The sequence below is a fragment of the Vulgatibacter incomptus genome (assembly GCF_001263175.1).
Classification (GTDB): domain Bacteria; phylum Myxococcota; class Myxococcia; order Myxococcales; family Vulgatibacteraceae; genus Vulgatibacter; species Vulgatibacter incomptus.
In genome coordinates this window covers 2,036,202-2,052,134 of the sequence record NZ_CP012332.1, presented here as the reverse complement: position 1 = coordinate 2,052,134, position 15,933 = coordinate 2,036,202, and the positions used below count along the sequence as shown (strand labels likewise).

Here is a 15,933-nt window from a genome sequence, read left to right as displayed (position 1 = left end):
CCCCCCCGCCGAGCTGGTTCTGGAACGAGAGGAGAAACCGCGAGAGGTTGGTCGCCGAGCGGGCGAGGTAATAGGCCCTGAGGTCGTCGCGAGCGCTGGCCGCGAGCCGGGTGTCAACCTGGGTGTTGAAGGCGAAGTCCACCGCCACGGCGGTGAGCACGGCGATCGACGAGAGCACGAGGATCAGCGCCATCCCTCGTCGCCCCCCGTGGGACGAGAGGGCGGTCGATCGCCTCCGCGGCGTCGCCGCCTCGCGCTTGGGGCCGAAGGCGCCCGCTCTGTCGCTGAAGAGCCTCATCCTTTACCCAGCGGGACCCGGAGCTGGATCATCGTCTGCGAGACGTACTTGCGCTCCTTGCCGTCGTCTCCCTTGGCGTGGATCGTGATCCGCACCCGCTCCGGCAGGCGGTTCGAATACGCCTGCTCGGTCGTGTCCCAATCGGTGACCCACTCCTTCTTCTTCACATCCCAGAACTCGAAGTTCAGCCCGTCTATGTCGGTCGCGAGCACCGTCTCCGCGCCCCCATCCGCCGGGCGTTCGTCGATCACCGTCTTCTCCCGGCGGATCAGCGCGTTCTTCCGCGGGTCCTCCGGATCGCGATCCACCCGGTACTCGACGAGCGCCTGGTCGCTCTCCTTCACGTCCTCGTAGAGCCGTTCGTGGGCGAAGGTGGTGAAGCGCAGCTTGTCGCGGTTGCTCGAGTGGTTCGCCACGAACTGCGTGGGTCGCTCCCGGAGCTGGTTCGAGTCGTAGCGATCCGAGACGTAGGCCATGGAGAGCTCCCGGGCCATGCGGCCCATCGCGAGCCGCAGCCCGTGGTAGCGCTCGGCCTGCTCCTCGACCAGCATCTTGGCCTGGTACGTGGGGTTGAAGGAGCCGTAGACCAGGGCCGCCAGCACTGTGACGATCGCCAGCGCGATCATCACCTCGAGGAGGGTGAATCCGCGCTTCACTCCTGCCCCTTTCCGTCGCCTGGAGCGAGCACGACCATGTGCGTGACCACGTCCACCGAGTCCTCGGACCCGCCTTCCTTCCACATCACCTTCAGCCGGACCTCGCGCACCGACTTCTTCATCGTCTCGACCAGGGTGTTCACCTGGGTCTGGATCAACGGGCCCATCATCGAGGTGATGGATCCCGGATCGAGCGTGGGCGTTGTCAGGCCTGGGGGAGTGTTCGGATCCTTGTCGCCACCGAGCTGTCCGGCGAGCTGTGTCCCCACCGTCTCCACGAGGTTCGACGCGATCTTGGCGTCGATCTCCGGCTTCACGATCTCCGCCTCCCAGCGGAAGTCGCTCCAGCCCTCGTCGGAGAACGTGCCCTCCATCTTCTGGTCGAACTCCGAGGTGAAACCCTCGGCGGTGAACTTCGACTCGATGTCCGCCATCTTCGAGCGGGCGAGCATCGTGGCCACCGTGACCCGCTTGGAGAAACCGTGGGCGCGGATCGCGTTGCCGTTGATCCCCACGATCGCCGTAAGGGCGAGGGCGAGGATCGCGAGCGCGACCATCACCTCGAGGAGCGTGAAGCCGCGCGTCTTCATTTGCGCATCTCCCGATCCGGCACGGGCACCTTCTCTCCCACCACCTTGGTCCTGCCGGTCATGGGGTTGACGATGATCGTGTAGGTGTCCCGGCCGTCGCCCACGTGGAGGTACGCGCGCTCCGTCTGTCCCTGGGGAAAGAAGTACAGGTACGCCTTACCCTTTGTGTAGGGCTCGGTCTGGTGCTGGGTCCAGACGGACTCGAAGGTGGTCCCCTCCGGCAGGCGGCGGTTCGGCGCGAGGGAGCCGCTCTCGTAGGGGGCGAACGCCCGCTTCGCCTCGACCTCCGCCATCGCCTCCTTCTCCTCCTCCGTCGTCCACTTGTCCTTCGCCTTCTCCTCGACCCGCGCGCCCCTCGAGCTCTCCTCCCGCTGGCTCACCCGCACGCGGCCTGCGCCGCACTCAGGCCACCAGAGCGTCTCGTCGAGATCGAAGACCAGGCGGCAGGTGCGGCCCGACAGCGCCGCCTCCCCGTACATGGCGCGGATGGAGCCGGCGAGCTTGCCCACCTCCTCCCGCGTCTTCACGCCCATCACCGCCTCGATCGAGGGGATCACCGCCATGCCGAGCGCCACCACGACCCCGATCACCACGAGGAGCTCGAGGAGGGTAAATCCCCGCTCACGAGAGCTGTGGGAGGGGGCGGCGCTGGCGGGGCGGTGGGCCAATCAGTTCGATCCCGTGATCAGCGTCTCCTGGCCGTTGCCGCTGGAGCCGTAGGAGTAGATGTCGAAGCCCTTGGGGTTCTTCTGCCCGGGGTAGAGGTAGACGTAGTCCTTGCCCCAGGGATCCTTCTTGAGCGAGCCCTTGAGGATCCCCTCGGAGTAGAGCTTGGACAGGCCCTCGCCCGTGCTGGGATAGCTGCCCTTGCGGAGCATGTAGAGATCGAGGGCCTGCTCGAAGCCCTTGATGTCCAGCTTCGCGGTCTCGACCTTGGCGCTGTCCGAGACCCCGCCCACGTTCACGGCGATCACCGTGGCGATGAGGCCGAGGATGAAGACCACGACCATGATCTCGATCAGGGTCATGCCCCGGGCGCTGCGGGCCGAGGCGAGCTTGCGAAGATAGCGGTTCATTCCGTTTCCTCCAGGGAGGGACCTGGCGTCGCCGCCGAGAGCCACTCCGCGTTCGTGTTCGTGTCGTTCGAGGGGCTCGTGGGCGGCGAGAAGGCCACGCCGACGCCGATCAGCGCCCCCACCGTGGCGGCGAGGAGCGCCCACGCCACGGCCCGAAGTCCCTTGTCCAGCTGCGAGTCGCCCATCGTTCGTCCTCTCAGTGGACCAGCGTGTTCATCTGCAGGATCGGCATGAGGATCGAGAAGACGATGAAGGCGACCACGCCGCCCATCATCACGATCATCACGGGCTCCAGCAGGCTCGTGAGCGCGCCGATTCGGGTCTCGACCTGCGCGTCGTAGGAGACGGCGACGTTCGCGAGCATCTCCTCGAGCTGACCGGAGCGCTCCCCGATCGAGATCATGTGGTAGACGATCGGCGGGAACTGGCCGCTACGCTTGAGCGGCCCCGCGATCGACTCGCCCTCGCGGATCGACGTGCGCGCGTCCTCGATCACGCCGGAGAGCACGGTGTTCGTGACGAGGGCCTTCACGATCCCCATCGCCGTGAGCAGGGGCACGCCGCTCTTGAGGAGCGTGGAGAGGGTGCGGGAGAAGCGCGCGATCGCCAGCATCCGGATGAGCGGCCCGAAGACGGGGAGCTTCAGCAGGATCGCGTCGAACTTCGCCGTGCCCTTCTCGGTGGCCTTCCACTTCACGAAGGCCCAAGCAGCGATCACCGCCAGGAGGAGCAGCACCCACCAGAACTGGGTGGCGAAGTTCGCCGCGCCGATCAGGATCCGCGTGATCAGCGGCAGGGTCGCCTGCATGTCCTCGAACATCTTGGCGATCTTCGGGACCACCACCGTGAGCAGGATCACCACGATCACCAGGCCGATCAGCATCATGATCGCCGGGTACATCATCGTGCCCATGATCTTGGAGCGCAGGCGAGCCTGGCCCTCGGTGAAGTCGGCGAGGCGGGTGAGCACCACGTCGAGGGCGCCCGAGTGCTCGCCCGACCGGACCATGTTCACGTAGAGGTTCGAGAAGGCCTTGGGGTGCTCGGAGAGGGCGTCGGCGAGGGAGGCACCCTCGTTCACCCGCTCCTTCACCTGGGTGACGATGGTCTTGAGGCGCTCCTGCTCCACCTGATCGATCAGCGCGATCAGCGCCTCCACCAGCGGGATGCCGGCGCCGAGGAGGGTGGCGAGCTGCCGCGTGAGGATCGCGATGTCGTCGGTCTTGATCCGGCCGACGAGGAGCTGCTTGAGCTTGAGGTTCTTCGCCGTGCCGACGGCCGCGACCTTGCCCGCCGCCGCGCGCTCGGCGGTGACCTCCGTGAGGAAGATCCCGTCCTTGCGCAGGACCGCGCGCAGGACCTTGGCGTTCTCGGCGTCCCGAACCCCCGTGATCGCCTTCCCGGCGTCGCTGTAGCCCTTGAATTCGAAGACCGGCACGGCGGATCACCTAGAGGACGACGTCGTCCTGGACGACGCGGAGGACTTCGGCGGCGCTGGTCACGCCGCGGGCCACCTTGACCGCGCCGTGGTCGCGGAGCGGCATCATGCCGGCCGAGATGGCGTGCTTCTTCACGGTGTTGGAGTCGACGTTTTTGAGGATCATCTGCCGGATCTCGTCGTCGATGAGCATCAGCTCGTAGATACCGGTCCGGCCCCTGTATCCGAGGTTGTTGCACTCGTGGCATCCCTTGGCGCGCATGAGCACGCCCGTGCCGTGCTTCTTCATGATCGCCGGGGTGATCCCCACCTCGGCGAGCTCCTCTTCGGTGGGAGCGTACGGCTCCTTGCAGTGCTTGCAGAGGGTGCGGACGAGGCGCTGGGCGAGGGCGCCCATCAGCGACGAGGCCACGAGGAAGGGCTCCACGCCCATGTCCGCGAGACGCGTGATCGCGCTCGGCGCGTCGTTGGTGTGGATGGTGGAGAGCACCAGGTGACCGGTGAGCGAGGCCTGGATGGCGATCTCCGCCGTCTCCAGGTCTCGGATCTCGCCGACGAGGATCACGTCGGGATCCTGGCGGAGGAAGGAGCGCAGCGCCGAGGCGAAGGTGAGGCCGATCTTGGCCTGCACCGCGACCTGGTTCACGCCCTTCATCTGGTACTCGACCGGATCCTCGGCGGTGAGGATCTTGAGGTCGGGCTGGTTGATCTTGTTGAGGGCGGCGTAGAGCGTGGTCGTCTTGCCGGAGCCCGTGGGGCCCGTGACCAGCACGATCCCGTGGGAGCGGTTGATGAGCTGGTCGATCACGTCGAGCTGATCGCGCTCGAAGCCGATGTCCTCGAGGTTCAGGAGCACGTTGCTCTTGTCGAGCAGACGCATCACCGAGCTCTCGCCCCATGCGGTGGGCACGGTGGAGAGACGGATGTCGATCTCCTTGCCGGCGATCTTGATCCGGATGCGACCGTCCTGGGGCAGGCGGGTCTCGGCGATGTTGAGCTGCCCCATGATCTTGATTCGGGAGGTGATCGCCTTCTGGAAGCGCTTCGGAGGCTTGATCACCTCCTTGAGCACGCCGTCGACGCGGTAGCGCACCACGAGCTCCTTTTCGAAGGGCTCGATGTGGATGTCGCTGGCCCGCTCCTTCACGGCGCGCTTCAGCAGCCAGTTCACCAGGCGGATGATCGGCGCCTCGTCGTCCCCGGAGTCGATGAGGTCGGGGGCCTCCTCCACCTCCTGGGCGAGGGCGTCGTTCTCCTCGGAGTCGAGGTTCCCTCCGAGGGCGTCGGCCTCGTGTGAGAGCTTCTCGAACACCGAGTTGATGGCGTCCACGATGGTCTGCGGCGTCGCCACCACGGGCGAGATCGCGCCCTGGAGCGTGAGCCGCGCCTGATCGAGGGCGGTGGTGTCGAGGGGATCCGCGACCGCGACCTCGATGGCGCCGTCGCGGCGGGCGAGCGGGATCACCTTGAACTGCTTGGCGAAGTTGATCGGGATCCGCTTGACGAGCTCGATGTCGAGGTCCCTCTCGACGATCTTCTCCGCGAAGGGGAGGTCGAGCTGGAGGGCCAGCGAGCGAAGGACCTGCTCCTCGCTCACGGCCTTCATCCCCACGAGGATCTCGCCCAGCCGCCCGCCGGACTCCGCCTGCCGGGAGAGCGCTTCCTCGAGCTTGCGCCGGTCGAGGCCCGCGGTCTCGCGGAGGATCTCTCCGAGGGGCCTCCCGCAGAGGGAGACGGGCCCGCGACCGGTGTCGTCGATCTGTGGCTGTGCTTCGCTCGCCATCGCTCCATCCATCCCCGGCGCTCCGGGGCCAACCCTGCGGACGCCGTCGTCGCGTCCGAGCATCAACGACCGGATCGGCCGTCCTAGTTCCTGCATCCGGCGAAGGGGCAGCCCCTCGTCGGGCTACTCGTTCTCGGGCGGAACCTCCGGTGCGGCAGGGGCTTCGTGATCGGTCTCCGAGTCGAAGCCGCCCTGCGGAGGAGCCGGCTGAGCAGGAGCCTCCTGCTCGCCCTGCTGGGCATGGGACCGCTCGGCCGGGTGCTCGTTCGAGCGCTTGTTCGGGGCCACCTTGGCTTCGCCCGGCGCGCCCGGACCGCCGTTCTCGAGCTTCTGCATCTCCTGCTCGACCTGCTTGGAGACGATCGAGACCGGCCCGGCCTTGCGCGCGAAGTCGACGGGGACCTCGTACTCGGAGCTCGTGCCGTAGAACGCGGCCATGAACTCCTCGCGCTCGCGCATCTTCCTCTCGAAGATCCGGCGGAAGTCGCTCTGATCCCGGACGATGTAGGGCGTGAGGAAGAGGAGGAGGTTCGTCTTGGTCTTGGTGGTGGCGGTGTCGCGGAAGAGCCAGCCCAGCACAGGGATGTCGCCGAGGATCGGCGTCTTCTGCACCGACTTGATCGTGCGCTCCTGGATGAGGCCGCCGATCACCACCGTGGTCTGATCCTGCGCGACCACCACCGTCTTCGCGGTGCGCTTCGCGGTGGTGGGGCCGAGCACGGGATCCTGCTCTGCGATCTCCTCGGTCTGTTCCTCCACCTCCATGCGGATGTAGTTGCTCTCGTTGATCTGCGGCTTGATCTTTAGCTTCAGCTCGACGTTCTGCCGCTGGATCGGCGCAAAGAGCGAGCCCAGGCCGAAGCCGCTCCCCAGGGCGCCGGCGATCGCGTTGCTGCCGTTGGCGCCGGTCTGGTTGAAGAGGTTGGAGATCCCCTGGGGCGCGAAGCCGGCCTGGAAGGGCACGTTCTGGCCCACCGTGATCTCCGCCTCCTCGTTGTCCGAGGTGAGGATGTGCGGCGTGGAGAGCACGTTCACGTCGGAGTTGCGGGTCATGGCGTGCATCACCACGCCGAAGGAGGGCAGGGCGACGCCCAGCTCGGTGGCGGCGGGGATCGGCGGCCCCTGCATGCCGGCGAGGAAGCCGCCCATCGACACGAGGCTCGACAGGTTGAGCGACGAGGCGGAGCCGAGCTGCGAGCCCACGACGATCGGCGCGATCCCGTTCTCGGTGTCGACGGTGGCGCCGCCGTGGAGGCTGAAGCCGAGCTCGTTGGTGTTCCGGAGGTTCACCTCCATGATCACCGCCTCGACGAAGACCTGCCGCCGCGGGATGTCGAGCTTCTCGATCACCTTGACGATGTTCTTGTAGTCCTGCGCCGATCCCACGATCACGAGGGAGTTGGTGGCCTTGTCCGCCGAGACCTTCACCTCGCCGGACAGCAGCTCCGCCGCTGCCGAGGCCTGGGCGGCCTGGCCTGCCGCGGGGGCTCCCGGACGGCGCCCCTGCATGCCGGGGCGGCCCTGCGGTCCCTGGGTGGACGCGCCGGAGGTGAGGCCCTGGAGGGTGGAGGCGAGGTCCTCGGCCTTGGCGTTCTCCAGGTAGTAGACGTTGATACGACCGGTTTCACCCGTCGGGACGTCGAGCTGGCGGATCAGCCCCTCGATCTGGTCGAAGGCCTTGCGGTTCGCCACCACGATCAGCTTGTTCGTGCGCTCGTCGGGGATCACCCGCGTGATGCTGGGCGCTCCCTGATCGGAGCCGGGGGCGGACGGGGCCTCGGGCGAGCCGGGCATCGGCCGGGTCGCCGCCATCGGCCTGGGCGCAGGACGTCCCTGGCCCGGCTTCCCGCCGCCCTGGGCCTCGAAGATCTGCAGGAGCTTCTCGGAGATCTCGGCGGCGGTGGCGTACTCGATCTGGATCAGCCGGAGCTCGTCGCCGCCGCCGGGCTGGTCGAGGGCGGCGAGGATCCGCTCGATGCGGCGCAGGTTGAGCGCGACCTCGGTCACGATCAGCGTGTCCGGAGGCATCGGGATCACCGTCGCGTCCTTGGACATGAGCTGCTTGAGCGGGTTCGAGACCGCGTCGGTGTCCACGTAGTGGAGGCGGATGACCTTGGTGACGACGCGCTCGTCGTCGGGGACGATCGAGCCCGGCTCGACGTAGGTCCAGGTGTTGCTCGTCGCCGCCGACCGCTTCTCGACGAGCTTCAGGTACTTGCCCACCGGGTAGACGGTCCAGTTGTTCGCCTCGAGGCCCGAGAGGAACGCGGCGTAGGCTTCGTCGGCGGTGACGAGGCCGGTGCCGTCCTCCGGGCCCACGATCGTGATCTTGCCCCGGATGTTCTCCGGCACGATGAAGAGCTTGCCGGTGAAGTCGGAGATCGTCTGGACCACGTCCGCGATCTCCGCCTTGTTGAAGTCGAGCTGGAACTTGCCCGACCGCTTGGAGGCCTGCCGGAGCTGCTCCTTGGACGGCGCCTGCTGTGCCTGCTGCTGCCCCTGCTGCCCCTGCTGCTGCGCCTGCTGCTGCCGCGGCGGCTGCGTCGCCGGAGGCTGTCGCGACCCTGCCGGCGGCGGCGCCGCCTGGGCGGGAGCAGGAGGCTGGGCCGCTCCCTGCACCGCGGCGCGCTGCTGGAACTGGGGCGACCCGATCGCCGGCCGGTTCCGGCCGGGGCGGTCGAGCTCCTTGCCGATGGAGGGGCGCACGGGCACCTGTGCGGCGGCTGGCGCTGCAGCGAGCAGGAGGGCGGCGATGGTGGCGGTCGTGGCGTAGGTGCGGAAGATCTGCATCGGCTGTCCTGCTCTGGATACTCTCGGCGAACGCTCGGCCGTGAGGGCCCATCGGGTCCCGCGGAGGGGCCCAGGTAGCGAAGGTGATCGCTTCAGCGGATCACGTAGGATTTCGGGATGACCTGCCCACGGCGTTCGAGCTCGAGCTCGACCTTCGAGCTTTCCTTCAGCTTCGCGTAGAGCTCGAGGGCCTTCTCGGGACTGTTGATCTCGAAGCCGTTGATCTTTCGGATGACGTCGCCGTTCTCGATCCCGATTTTCGAGTAGAGCGAGCCCGGTCGAATCGAGAAGAGCTTGAAGCCGTTTGCGACGCCGTTCTTGAACGACGGGACGATGCGGGCCTGCGTCGCGATCGCGTTGAGGTTGGAGAGCTGCTTGTCGAGCTCGTCGCGGGTGATCTCGTAGTTGTTGTCGTCGATCTGCCGGACGTTCGCGTCGCCACCGGAGGAGACGGCAGGCGGGACGGCGGAGACGGCCGTCATCGGGGGAGGCGGCGGACCGATCTCCCCGAGGGCGATGTACTCCTTGCGGCCCTCGTTCTTGATGATCACCCGGAGGCGCTCGATCTCGAGGACCTCGGCGCCGAGCAGCCGATCGCCCGGCATGTAGACGCCGGTCTCGCGTGCGTTGTCGTCGCGGATGGTGGCGAGGGACCACTCCGGCCGGTTGGCGACCATCGTTCCGATCAGGCTGACCCGCAGGGAGCTCCGGACGGGAGCGGCGTTCGGGTCGAAGACCGGCTCACGCGGGATCGCCACGGGCTCGTCCTTGGGGAGAACGATCCCCAGGAAGGACGCCGTCGTCTCGAGGTGGAGCCTGGCGGGGCCGCCTGCGGTCGGGGGCGGCGCGCGGACGGGCACGTCGAAGCCGAAGGAGAGGCCGGGGGCGATCTTGGACGTGATCCAGGAGTTGGCGATGCCCGCGCAGAGCAGGGCCGCCACGGCCAGGAAGGCCAGGTTCAGCGTCCAGAAGTATTTGCGAAAGAGTAGCTCCATGGAATTCCAACCCGACGGGTAGCAACGAGCGTGCCACTCGCTCCCGGGTGCGGCGACCCGCGAAATTTCGAGGGAAACGGTTCAGGTGGCCTTCCCATTCGGCGCTCGGCCAGCGGGCGATCGGGCGGGCCGTGACAAATTGGCAAGGCGGCCTGCGCCGACTGCGACCAGCTGACAAAAGAGGACTTTTGGGTGGGATCAGTCGAGCTCGGCGGCCGACTTTTCGCGATCGAGCTTCCGGTAGATCGTCCGGGTCGCGATGCCGAGGAGCTGGGCCGCGAGGGTCTTGTCGCCCCCCGTGACACGCAGGGTCTCGTGGATCACCCGCAGCTCGATCTCGTCCATGGGGGTGCCGATCGGGATCACGATCGCGCGGCTGCCGGCGGCGCCGTCCATCGCGCCCCGCACCGTCTCCGGCAGGTCGACGAGGTCCACGATCTCGCCGCGGGAGAGCACGACCGCCCGCTCGATCGCGTTCTCGAGCTCGCGGACGTTCCCGGGCCAGCCGTAGCGCTCCATCGCCTCCATCGCGGCCTTGGTGAAGCCGAGGATCGTCTTCCCGTTCTTCTCGCAGAAGGCGCGCAGGAAGTGGTCCGACAGGAGCGGTACGTCGCCGTGGCGCTCGCGGAGCGGGGGCAGCCCGATCTTCACCACGTTCAGCCGGTAGTAGAGATCCTCCCGGAACCGCCCCTCCTTCACGTCCTGGGCGAGGTCCCGGTTCGTCGCCGCGACCAGGCGGACGTCGACCTTCACGGCCTGCGTTCCGCCGAGGCGCTCGATCTCTCCCTCCTGGATCGCGCGCAGGAGCTTGACCTGCACCGACGGGCTCATCTCCCCGACCTCGTCGAGGAAGAGGGTGCCGCGATGGGCCCTCTCGAAGCGGCCCTCCTTGCGGCCGGCGGCCCCGGTGAACGCGCCCTTTTCGTAACCGAAGAGCTCGCTCTCCAGGATCGACTCCGGGATCGCGGCGCAGTTCAGGGGGACGAAGGGGGCGTCGGCGCGGGTCGAGAGGTCATGGATGGCGCGGGCGACGAGCTCCTTGCCGGTGCCGCTCTCGCCGAGGAGGAGGATGGTCGCGGAGGAGGGCGCCGCCTGCCTCGCGATGTCCATGATCGCCCGGAAGGCGGGCGAGTTGCCGACCAGGCCGCCGGTCTTGGAGAGCTGCGCTACCCGAGCCCGCAGCCGCCGGTTCTCCTTGACCAGCTCCTGCTTCTCGAGGGCCTTGCGGACGCTCTTGACCAGGTTGTGCTTCTTCAGCGGCTTGGTGAGGAAGTCGTAGGCGCCGTCCTTCATCGCCTCGACGGCGGTCTCCACCGTGCCGTGGGCGGTCATCAGGACCACCTCGGTCTCTGGCGAGACGCTCCGGCAGGCGCGGAGGAGATCCGCGCCGGAGATCCCCGGCATCATCAAGTCGGTGATCAGGACGTCGATCCGCTCACGCTGCAGGACGGCGAGGGCCTCCTCGCCAGAGTACGCGGAGCGGGGCGAGAGCCCCTCCTTCTCGAAGATCCGGGAAACCGAGTCGAGGTTGGCCCGATCGTCGTCGACGACGAGGACGACCGGGACGTCGGTCGGCGGCAGGGCCGCTGCCTGTTCGGTCGTTCCCAAGTGGAGGTCCCCAGGCGGAGGTCAAAGCCCCGCGACGAACTTCCAGGCGCCGTCGACGCGCTTGAGCGTGACCCGGTTCAGGTCGCTCGCGTCGCGCCATTCGGTCGAGTTGGCGAGGTTGAGGCGGTAGCGGAACTCGAAGCGGTACTCCACGAATGCCTGTTTCCCGTCCTTGCTCAGCTCCACCTTGCGGGCCTCGATCCGGAGCCGCTGATCCTGCATCTTCGAGAAGGTCTGCTCGAGGCGATGGCGAAGGCCCCCCTTGTCGTAGTCGTCGGAGGGATCGTTCGGCGTGCCCGGATCCTCGAAGAAGTCGTCGGCGGTGAGCTCGAGGACCCGCTGGGCGTCCCGATCTTCGATTGCGCGCCGATACTGCTCAACCACCCGGAGCACTTCCCGGTTCACCTCGTTGTCTTCGATCCGGGTCTGCCCGATGTAGCGGGTGGTGCAGGCCGAAAGAGCGAGGACCGCGGCGAGTGGGAGGAGGAGCAAGCGCTTCACGTCTCGAAGACCTTTCGCAGGGGAGCCGACGGTTACCGCACACAAACCCGCAGTCTGTCAACGTATTCCCCCGGTCTCGCACGGTCGGATCCCGGAGGTGCTTCCTTGACACTCGTTCGAATGCCTTGCTATGCAAGCGTGCTTCCAATCGACTTTTGGGCCACGATTTTCTGGCGACGTAAGAGCGCCGGAGGATGCATGAGCGACAAGGATTCGGGCAGCAAGAGCAAGCAGGGTGCCGGTCGGATGGTTCGGGACGTCGTCCTGGTCGCCGTCATCCTCGGTGGCGGGTTCTACTGGTACCTCCACCGCACCGAGAACTCGAAGGCGGCGAACAAGGTCGCAGCGGAGGCGAAGCTCCTCCTCCTCAAGGACAACCCCGCCGACTACGCCGCGGCGGAGGCCAAGCTGAAGGAGGTCATCGAGAAGTACGACTCTTCCCACGGCTACTCGCTGGCCGCGCTCGCCGAGACCGACGCCATCCTCTGGGGCGAGAACCACGTCGCCGCGAAGCAGGCCGACGCGAAGGCCAAGACCGCCGCGGCCATGAAGGCCAACCCCGGCATCGCCGAGCAGTACTCGGCCGAGGCGCTGGTCCAGACCTTCGACGGCAAGGCCTCCCAGGCCGAGACCTTCCTCACCAAGGACGTCCTCGAGAAGGGCGGCGGCGGCGCGCGGATCTACGCGGCCCTCGGCCAGGCCCAGCGGGCCCAGGGCAAGCTCGACGACGCCCGGCGCGCCTTCAAGGCTGCGTTCGACGCCGACTGGCGCAACCCCCGCTTCGCCCAGCTCATCGGTGAGAGCTACCTGGAGGAGGGCGACGCGCTGAACGCCCTCGCGTACTTCCAGAAGGGCCTGACCGCGAACTCCGAGCACTTCGGCAGCCAGCTCGGCTCCGCCCGCGCCCGCCTGATGCGCGGCGAGCAGATCAAGGAGGCCACCGAGGCCATCGAGAGGGCGGTCGCTGCCACGGACCTCACGCCGGCCCTCAAGGCTCGCGCGCTGACGGCCCAGGCCGAGCTCCGCCTCTTCGAGCAGAAGGTCGACCAGGCCATCGCCTCTGCCACCAAGGCCGCCGAGGTGGATCCCTCGTTCGCGTGGGCGTTCGCAGCGAAGGCCCGCGCCGAGGCCCGCAAGAACCCGGGCGCTGCAGCAGCCTCCTTCGACAAGGCAATCGAGGCGGATCGCTACGTCGCCGCGTTCTACTTCGACGCCGCCGAGGCCCTGATCGCCTCGGGCGACGCCGCGAAGGCGACCTCCTACCTCGAGAAGTTCCCGCTCAAGAAGGACGACCGCTACTTCCTGAAGTACGGGGCGGTCTTCGCTGCCGCCGGTCAGCTCGACAAGGCCATCGCGAAGTTCGACGAGGCCATCAAGGCGAACGAGACCAACGCCGACGCCTACCTGGCGAAGGGCAGCGCGCTCGTCGCCCAGAAGAAGCTCGACGAGGCGCAGAAGGTCCTCGAGATCGCCGTCCGCGCCAGGGAGTTCAACCCGCCCGTCTACGTGCAGCTCGCCAACATCCGCTTCGAGAAGAAGGAGTGGGAGGAAGGCATGCAGCAGTACGCGACCGCGCTGACCCAGTGGCGCAACTCGAAGGCCCCGCGTGAGCAGCTCACCGGCGCGATCCAGGAGGTCAAGCAGCTCCTCCTGAAGAACGGCCAGAAGAAGTACGCCGATGTCTGGGAGTCCGAGGCCACGCAGCTCGTCCGGTAGTTTCGGAAGAGACTGAGCTTCACCCGCACGCCGGCCGCGCTTCCAAGCGCGGGCCGGCGTGTTCGTTTGTGCGCTCGTCACGTAGTCCGCCGGCAGCGCGTTCAAGGTTTTCCCGGATGAATCAGGGCTCGCCGCTGGCGGGGGCCGCCTCCGCGTGGCCGAAGCCCGGCTTCGAATCTGTCCGGTGGACGCATAGGCCGTGAAGGTCGGCGGCGGTTGAGCGCTCGATGCCCGTTCCGCCCTCCGCGAGCCGCTCGAGGGCGGGACAGGCCTCTGCGGCGCGGCCCAGGTCGATGAGGGCGAGGGCGCGAAGGCGCCCGGCCTCGAACGAGAGGACCGGAAGGAGGCCGGGCTCGAGAGCGCGATCGAGGGCATCCAGCGCGGCGGCGGCCTCTCCCCGCTGCTGGAGGCGCCGGCCCACGAGGTACCAGCCGGTGCGGAAGTCGGGGCGCTCGGTGAGGAGCTCGCGGATCGCCAGGAGCTTCGTGTCCGAGCCGACGTCGAGGTAGGGAAGAACGACAGCGGCGATCCGGGGATCGGAGGTGGCCTCGAGCTTCACGGTCAGTGTCCGAAGCGCGCCGGCGTCCACCTCGATCTTCGCGGCCTCGGCGTAGGCGGACGCGGCCGCCGAGAGCTCGCCGGACTTCGCCCGGGCATCCCCCAACAGAGCCAGCAGGTTCGCTCGGAGGAGGGCGGTGCGAGCGGGATGCCGTTCGGCTACGTCCAGAAGAGACTCGATCGGCGCCGACGACCCTGCTGAGGCGAAGGCGGCCGCCTGGGCCCGGAGGAAGGTGGGATCGCCGGGATCCAGGGCGGCGCAGCGGCCGTAGAGCTCGGCGGAGCGAAGGCCGTCGCCCGACGCGAGCGCGGCGCCGGCGTCAGCCGACAGCTCGGCGACCTCGCGCGCACAAGGCCGGCGGAAGATCGCGGGGCGCCGGAAGCGAAGCTCCGCCAGCGCCCGCGCGCCGTCGGCGAGCTCCAGCTCGTCGAGGTGCCGTTCCCACTCGTGTACCAACGCCGCGAGCGGCGCGCCGTAGGCCGCCTCGAAGTCGCCGTCGCGGTAGAGCCTCCCGAAGCGCTCGGGGCCCCTCGTCTCCACGAGCCATCGAACGAAGGAGCCGGCGTAGGTGTAGGCGCGCGGCGCGGACTCGGACCAGAAGCCGGTCGCGGAGAGGATCCGGTCGAGGCGCGGCGCGAGGCCGAGCTCGCGCATCGCCTTCGCCTCCTCGTGGACGGAGAGCTCGCCAGGCGGCCAGTCGGCGGCGACCGCGGCTCCCTCGACGAGGCCCTGGATCGGGAGGAGGCCGAACGCCGACGCGGCGACGTCGAAGGGCGCGCGGCCCAGCGGCCCTGCCACCAGGTGTGCCAGCTCGTGCTTCAGTATCGGGTGCGGGAACCCCCGATTCTCCACGTGGATCTGTCCGAGCCAGGGCTTGGCGAACTGGGTCCCCGCCGCGCCCGTGAGGCGCCGCTTCTCCTCCTTGCTCCGGTAGAGGAAGACGGTGGGCCTGCTGGCGTGGACGCCGAAGAAGGCTTCGAGCTCGTCGACCCGATGATCGCACTCGTCGACGAACCGTGCCGCGTCGGCGCGGTCGAGCTCGCGAGGGAGGATGACGGTGCAGCGCGCGCCTTCGCGCCGGGCGCCGAGGGCGTTCTCGACGCTCGCCGCGCTCTGCTCCCATCCGTGCTCGTGCCGGGCCGAGAAGCCCCAGAAGGCGAGGGCGAGCGACGCGGCCAGGAGGCCCATGGACGCGGGACGGAACGCGGGCTTCCCGCCCCAGGCAAGGCCGCCGGCCCCGATCGCCGCGGCGGCGAGGACGAGGGTGTGGAGCCGGTACCAGAGGAGCGCGGGGCCGATCCGCACGACCTCATCGTAGAGGGGGCCGGGGAGGTAGCCCGCCAGCGCGTTGTAGAGGAAGGCCTGTGGACCCACCGCGAGGGGCAGGGCGGACGCGACGAGAGAGAGAAGGAGGATCCCGGCGAATGCGAGGCCCGGGGCGAATCGGCGGCTGAAGAGCGCGCCGCAGAGCACGCCGACGGCGCAGGAGAGCAGCGCGGACGGCAGGGGCAGGACCGGGTACCAGCCGAGGCCGGCGGTGATCGAGCAGTGGGGTCCGAAGAGGCCCGCGATCGACGCCGCGCAGGCGAAGGCGGCGACGATCCCGGCGACCGGCAGGAAGGCCGCGAACGTGCTGCGGAGGGCGGCGGTGAGAGAGGAGGGACTCGGCTCGAAGCGTACGCGCTGGCCCGCGGTGCTCAGCTGCCGTTCCTGCCGAGCCGAGGCCACGCCGAGGATCCCGCCCAGGATCGCCACCACCACGTTCGCCGCCAGGGCCGACTCGAAGCCGGGCACCCGGGCGAGGGGCAGAGCCGTCGAGAGCGCGCCCGTGGCGAGCGACGCCGCGAGCGCGAGGCGCACCCTCGGGCGCCTGCAGAGAGCCACCGCTCGGGCCGCTACCGGTCCCATCTCCATTCGCCCGTC

The 15,933-nt window shown here is 68.4% G+C and carries 13 protein-coding genes; 1 reads left to right on the top strand and 12 read right to left on the bottom strand.

Translation table 11 applies throughout. From position 1 onward, the window contains the following. Positions 1 to 294 precede the first annotated feature (294 nt). The 11 genes from AKJ08_RS08400 to AKJ08_RS19760 form a co-directional block, all read right to left on the bottom strand. Positions 295 to 954, bottom strand: a complete 660-nt coding sequence (locus tag AKJ08_RS08400) for a type II secretion system protein GspJ (RefSeq protein ID WP_050725651.1) — start codon at positions 952 to 954, stop codon at positions 295 to 297. Next, complete coding sequence (locus tag AKJ08_RS08395) at positions 951 to 1,544, bottom strand: prepilin-type N-terminal cleavage/methylation domain-containing protein (protein ID WP_050725650.1); 594 nt, start codon at positions 1,542 to 1,544, stop codon at positions 951 to 953. Before AKJ08_RS08395 ends, AKJ08_RS08400 begins: the two co-directional genes overlap by 4 nt. Next, positions 1,541 to 2,212 (bottom strand): pilus assembly FimT family protein, encoded by a 672-nt coding sequence (locus AKJ08_RS08390; RefSeq protein WP_050725649.1) that lies wholly within the window; start codon positions 2,210 to 2,212, stop codon positions 1,541 to 1,543. The genes AKJ08_RS08395 and AKJ08_RS08390 overlap by 4 nt, the downstream gene beginning before the upstream one ends. Continuing rightward, positions 2,213 to 2,620, bottom strand: a complete 408-nt coding sequence (locus AKJ08_RS08385) for a type II secretion system protein GspG (RefSeq protein WP_050725648.1) — start codon at positions 2,618 to 2,620, stop codon at positions 2,213 to 2,215. Beyond that, complete coding sequence (locus tag AKJ08_RS08380; RefSeq protein ID WP_050725647.1) at positions 2,617 to 2,805, bottom strand: hypothetical protein; 189 nt, start codon at positions 2,803 to 2,805, stop codon at positions 2,617 to 2,619. The genes AKJ08_RS08385 and AKJ08_RS08380 overlap by 4 nt, the downstream gene beginning before the upstream one ends. Before the next feature lie 11 nt (positions 2,806 to 2,816). Next, on the bottom strand, positions 2,817 to 4,058 hold the full coding sequence (gene gspF / locus AKJ08_RS08375; RefSeq protein ID WP_050725646.1) for a type II secretion system inner membrane protein GspF: 1,242 nt from the start codon (positions 4,056 to 4,058) through the stop codon (positions 2,817 to 2,819). 10 nt (positions 4,059 to 4,068) lie between these two features. Beyond that, complete coding sequence (gspE, locus tag AKJ08_RS08370; protein WP_205624787.1) at positions 4,069 to 5,841, bottom strand: type II secretion system ATPase GspE; 1,773 nt, start codon at positions 5,839 to 5,841, stop codon at positions 4,069 to 4,071. A 123-nt stretch (positions 5,842 to 5,964) separates the two neighbouring features. Then, positions 5,965 to 8,631: a type II secretion system secretin GspD gene (gene gspD / locus AKJ08_RS08365; protein ID WP_050725645.1), complete on the bottom strand. Its 2,667-nt coding sequence runs from the start codon at positions 8,629 to 8,631 to the stop codon at positions 5,965 to 5,967. Between the two features lie 92 nt (positions 8,632 to 8,723). Then, positions 8,724 to 9,626 (bottom strand): type II secretion system protein GspC, encoded by a 903-nt coding sequence (gspC, locus tag AKJ08_RS08360; protein WP_050725644.1) that lies wholly within the window; start codon positions 9,624 to 9,626, stop codon positions 8,724 to 8,726. A 198-nt stretch (positions 9,627 to 9,824) separates the two neighbouring features. Further along, a complete protein-coding gene (locus AKJ08_RS08355) occupies positions 9,825 to 11,234 on the bottom strand; it encodes a sigma-54-dependent transcriptional regulator (protein ID WP_240475471.1) in 1,410 nt (469 codons plus the stop codon). Between the two features lie 21 nt (positions 11,235 to 11,255). Further along, complete coding sequence (locus AKJ08_RS19760; RefSeq protein ID WP_050725643.1) at positions 11,256 to 11,735, bottom strand: Cif family virulence factor; 480 nt, start codon at positions 11,733 to 11,735, stop codon at positions 11,256 to 11,258. A 198-nt stretch (positions 11,736 to 11,933) separates the two neighbouring features. Here AKJ08_RS19760 and AKJ08_RS08345 point away from each other — a divergent pair, with 198 nt between their 5' ends. Continuing rightward, the gene (locus AKJ08_RS08345; protein WP_050725642.1) at positions 11,934 to 13,451 is read left to right on the top strand and encodes a tetratricopeptide repeat protein; all 1,518 of its coding nucleotides are present in this window, start codon (positions 11,934 to 11,936) and stop codon (positions 13,449 to 13,451) included. Between the two features lie 121 nt (positions 13,452 to 13,572). Here AKJ08_RS08345 and AKJ08_RS08340 read toward each other — a convergent pair whose 3' ends face one another. Continuing rightward, positions 13,573 to 15,924 carry a gluzincin family metallopeptidase gene (locus AKJ08_RS08340; protein WP_050725641.1) on the bottom strand — a complete coding sequence of 784 codons (2,352 nt, stop codon included), beginning with the start codon at positions 15,922 to 15,924 and terminating at the stop codon, positions 13,573 to 13,575. Positions 15,925 to 15,933: the final 9 nt, after the last annotated feature.